The following is a 4,378-nucleotide window of genomic DNA, read 5'->3' on the forward strand; positions in this document are numbered from 1 at the left end:
GGCACCAACCAGAAGTGGACCGGCCTGTCCGGGACGGGCAACTCGTGTGCCCTTCCGTCGACCTACCGCTGGACCTCGACCGGCCCGCTGGCGCAGCCGGCGAACGGGCAGCTCGCGCTGAAGGACTTCACCACCGTGAAGTACAACGGCAAGAACCTGGTCTACGCGACCACCTCCGACGGAACGAATTGGGGCGGTACGACGTTCAGTCCCTTCACGAACTGGTCGGACATGGGGGCGGCCACCCAGACCCAGATGAACGACGGCGCGGTGGCGCCCGAACTGTTCTACTTCGCGCCCAAGAACGTCTGGGTGATGGTGTCCCAGTGGGGTCAGTGGCCGCTCTACTACCGCACGTCCAGCGACCCCACCAACCCCAACGGCTGGTCTGCCAAGCAGCCGCTGTTCACCGGCAGCCTCCCCGAGGGCCCCGGGGACCAGAGGGACAAGCCGATCGACCCGACCATGATCGCCGACGACCAGAACATGTACCTGTTCTTCGCCGCTGACAACGGCAAGATCTACCGGGCGAGCATGCCGATCGGGGACTTCCCGGGCAACTTCGGCTCCTCGTACACGACGGTCATGAGTGACGAAAGGGACCTTCTGTTCGAGGCGCCGGAGGTCTACAAGGTCAAGGGGCAGAACCAGTACCTCATGATCGTTGAGGCGCAGGGTACGAACCGCTACTTCCGCTCGTTCACCGCCTCCAGCCTGAACGGTCCGTGGACCGTCCAGGCCGGCAGCGAGAGCAGCCCCTTCGCAGGCCAGGCCAACAGCGGTTCCACCTGGGCCCAGGGCGTCAGCCACGGTGACCTGGTCCGCGACAACCCCGACCAGACCATGACCATCGATCCCTGCAACCTGCAGTTCCTCTACCAGGGCCTCCCCAACAACACACAGGAACCCAACTACCTGAAACTGCCGTACCGGCCGGGCCTGCTCACCCTGCAGCGCTGACCCGCCTGATCCACGGTGATCGCGATGGGGTACGGTCCGCCGACGCGTAGACGAGCTGTCTACGGCGTGGGCAACTCCACCCGCTGACCGATACTCACCGCCTTGAGGAACCCCAGCCGCGTGTCGGTCGGGGTTCCTCCCTTTCGTGGTTTTCCCCCGCGGGCGCATGGCGGCGTAACGGGCAAGCGTGCACTGATCCGTACCTGACATCCGTGCGCAGTCCGGCAGGATGCGATGACGATCCCGCATTCGAGGAAGTCGTGGCCAAACGCCGCTGGTGCCCGGCTGGTCGGCCTGGTGGATCAAGTCGATGACGTCGTCCACCATGCCCTGGCGATTTGGCCCAGAGACGGCCCAGCCCCACCAAAAAAGCGAGGCATTGTCAAATCCTGTGGACTGGCCGGGCAGTGCACTGGCCCGCCCGCGTCCCACCGGGCATCCGCACCACGAGCCTGGTCCACGAGAACGCCCTGCTGGCCGTGCCCGACCGGCACCCGCTCGCCCAGCTGGAGTACGTGCCGCTGGACAACCTGCGAGGCCAGGTCTGGGCCAGCTGCCCACCGGGCACGAGGTCCGCGAACAGCCCTGACCAGGAGCGGTACCTTCAGCTGCTCGCAGTGATCAACAGCTGGTCGCCCCCGGAAAACCTGGCACCGGTACTCGGCTGGTTCATCCAGGCCTTGCGTGCCCCGGATATCGAGGTAGCGGCCCGGTCGCGACGCGGCGTGGCCGGACCGGTTCACGTCACGCTGCCTTCGCCTGGACGGCGGGTTCTGGGCTGGACCGCGCCCTGGCGGCAACTTCCGGGTGTCGGCGCGGCCGCCGGTACCGCGGGAGGCGATGCCGCGCGGCTTGACGTCGACCGGCCCGCCGCAGCCGCCGGACTCTTCCCGGTATCACGCTGTACGGCAGCCAGGACGGTGTCGACATCCTGCTCAGCCGCCAGGAGGCACCGGCCACGGACGGCTCAGCCCCCTGCTTCCCGAGTGAGGCAGGGGGCCGAGCCGTCTCCGCCGTCAGGCGAGCGGCGGAAGCTGTTCGCCCTGGACGGCCTGGAGGTCGAACCCGACGCGGAGCGTGGTGCCGGTGGCGGCCATGCCGGCCTGGACGGCCTGGACGGCCTGGTTGTAGTTCATCGCGAAGTCACTCGCGCGGCAGTTCCACGGTGGCCCGGTACGCGGCCCGTGGGCCGCCCCACGGGTCGGGACCGGTGCCGAGGCAGGCCAGGTCCAGGTCAACGACCCGGGCCTTGTTTGTTTCCTGACCGCCGACGCCGGCGCGGAGGCCGACGACCCGGCGCGCACGCCACGGGTGGGTGGCCTTGCTGCCGGGCCGTCAGTCACTCACGCGCTCTCACTTCCTGTGCAAAGCCCTGCGGCGACGTCCGCGAAGCGCCAGCACGCCGCCGGCAGCGATGACCAGCAGGCCACCGAGGGCGCTGTACGTGACAGCGTTACTCACCCCGGTGGAAGCCAAGGGGCCGGACGTGCTGCTGCTCGGGGTCGGCCGGCCGACGGGTGCGCCGTTCTCCGCCTGCGCACGGGTGCCGGTCGCGCCGGCGGCGGAGACAAGCGGCGTGGCGGCGGGCGGCGTGGGGGCGGGCGACGGCTTGTCAGCGCTGGCGGTCCCCGACGCGGGCTTCAGCTGAAGAGTCGTGATCGAGTACGGCGGCAGCTTCTGTGCGCCCGCCGTGCCCCGCTTCGCCGTCGTCAGGGAGGTGTCTCCCTTGGCATACGAAACGGTCGTGACCGCCCCTGCGGCCGGGGTGAATCCGGCGTACGAGAGCGACACCTGCGCCGCGTCCTTCGGGCTCTTGTTGATCAGCATGACGTTCAGACCCTTGCCGCTCCGCACCGCGTGCACGGCGACCGACGAGTTGCGCGAGGACGACTTGACCATGGTGTCGCCAGGCTTCGCCAGTGCGGTCAGCGAGCGGATGCCCCAGTAGGTGGGGAAGGGCGTGTCGCGCGGCGGTTCGCACTTGCCGTAGTGCCCGTTGCCGTAGACCTCGTTGCCGATCTCCCAGTACTTCACGCCGTAACCCTTGTCGACGTTGGCGTACTTGACCCAGTCGGCGGCCTCCTTGGGGGTGCCGGAACCGTAGTTCGCGGTCAGGATCGGCTGGGCACCGACCTTCTTCGCGATGGCCATGAAGTGGTCGAAGTCGGTGTTGGAGGGGATTCAGCCGCTGCCGTCGCCGTAGGTGTGGGTCTTCCAGTGGTAGTCGTCCGCGCCGGAGCCACCGGGATAGCGCAACTGCCGAACTCCCGCGGCCTTCATCAGCGATGTCGCCTTGGCGCTCCCCATGTGCTCGTCGCCGTAGCCCGTGTTGAGGCCGAAACCACTGCTGGGCACCGTGCCCAAGGAGGTACCGGCATCCACACGGATGCCGACGGTCGGCGCGGCGCCCGCGCTGGGCGCCAGGGCGCCGACACCGGCCGAGGCGGCGAGCACCACCACCGCCCCCACGACACAATGCCGAAGCATCCGGCTACGGCGGCGGGGCGTGCGACCCCGAGGCATCGGCTGCTCGGCGGATCTCGGGTCGTCTGGTGACACGTAATGCTCCGATCGGGTGTTGACACAGAGGGCGTAGCGCCGCTGACCACGGCTCGCCCTCGTCGGTGCACCCCTAAGTGGCCAGTCGGAGCGGAAAGATTGCCGTCTCAAAATCGTTTTTCGCCGAGACCCCGGTCGCACCGTCTCACCGGACCCGGTGACCCGCCCGGGCTCCCTTTCCACCTCGACGGCGTGAACCATCACATGCTTCCGGCCGCACACCGCCCCGCGGCGGCCGAGCGGCTGAAGCCGCACAGGAAGCACAGGAAAAGACAGAAGGCGGCCGCCGCCAACGCGACGGGCGGCGGCGCGCCCAGGCCGCTCCGGCCGACCGGAGCGTGGTGGCCGGAGCACCCGACGACCCGGCCACGCCGCATCACCACGCCCAGGAGAACACCCTTGGCAGGCGGGCGTTGAGCCGGGGGGCCTGGCGTGTCAGGTGGTCGCGCTCGGCGAGGTTGGGTGCCTTGTGGGCCGCCTCGGCGTACGGCCGAGCCGCCGTCGTCAGGTCGCCGTCGCGCTCGTGGAGGTACGCCGCCACCGAGGCGTGGCGGGGCATGGGGTATCCCCTGCTCGAAGAGCTTGGGGAGGAGTCGTCCAGCGCCGCGAGCGCCGCCAGGCCGGCGCGTGGTCCGTCGGCCTGGCCGACGGCCACCGCGCGGTTGAGCCGGACGACCGGGCTGCCGGTCAGGCGCACCAGCTCGTCGTACCACTCGACGATCTGCATCCAGTGGGTCTCCTCGGCGGTGGGCGCGTCGGCCTGGTCGTGGGTGGATGACTTCGGTGAAGATCGTCGGTCACCGGGAAACGTCGCGGTTTGTGAGGACGAGCAGAGACCCCACCGGGGCGGTCGCCCACG

3 protein-coding genes and 2 pseudogenes are annotated in these 4,378 nt (G+C 69.3%); 1 reads left to right on the top strand and 4 read right to left on the bottom strand.

The window, feature by feature from the left end; genetic code table 11:
• On the top strand, nt 1-960 hold a 960-nt coding region (locus IO24_RS0139755; protein ID WP_031144711.1), incomplete at its 5' end, for a non-reducing end alpha-L-arabinofuranosidase family hydrolase.
• A 1,016-nt stretch (nt 961-1,976) separates the two neighbouring features.
• Here the strand turns inward: IO24_RS0139755 and IO24_RS44130 are convergent.
• The 4 genes and pseudogenes from IO24_RS44130 to IO24_RS0139770 form a co-directional block, all read right to left on the bottom strand.
• Nucleotides 1,977-2,205 (bottom strand): annotated as a pseudogene (locus IO24_RS44130) (YceI family protein); the annotation flags it as partial.
• A 108-nt stretch (nt 2,206-2,313) separates the two neighbouring features.
• Complete coding sequence (locus IO24_RS41695; RefSeq protein WP_234335452.1) at nt 2,314-3,111, bottom strand: LPXTG cell wall anchor domain-containing protein; 798 nt, start codon at nt 3,109-3,111, stop codon at nt 2,314-2,316.
• 30 nt (nt 3,112-3,141) lie between these two features.
• Entirely contained in the window at nt 3,142-3,447 is a 306-nt protein-coding gene (locus tag IO24_RS47030) for a hypothetical protein (protein WP_234335453.1), read from the bottom strand.
• Nucleotides 3,448-3,895: 448 nt separating this feature from the next.
• A pseudogene (locus IO24_RS0139770) lies at nt 3,896-4,378 on the bottom strand (hypothetical protein); the annotation flags it as partial.

The sequence above is a fragment of the Streptomyces flavovariabilis genome (assembly GCF_000725785.1).
Classification (GTDB): domain Bacteria; phylum Actinomycetota; class Actinomycetes; order Streptomycetales; family Streptomycetaceae; genus Streptomyces; species Streptomyces hawaiiensis.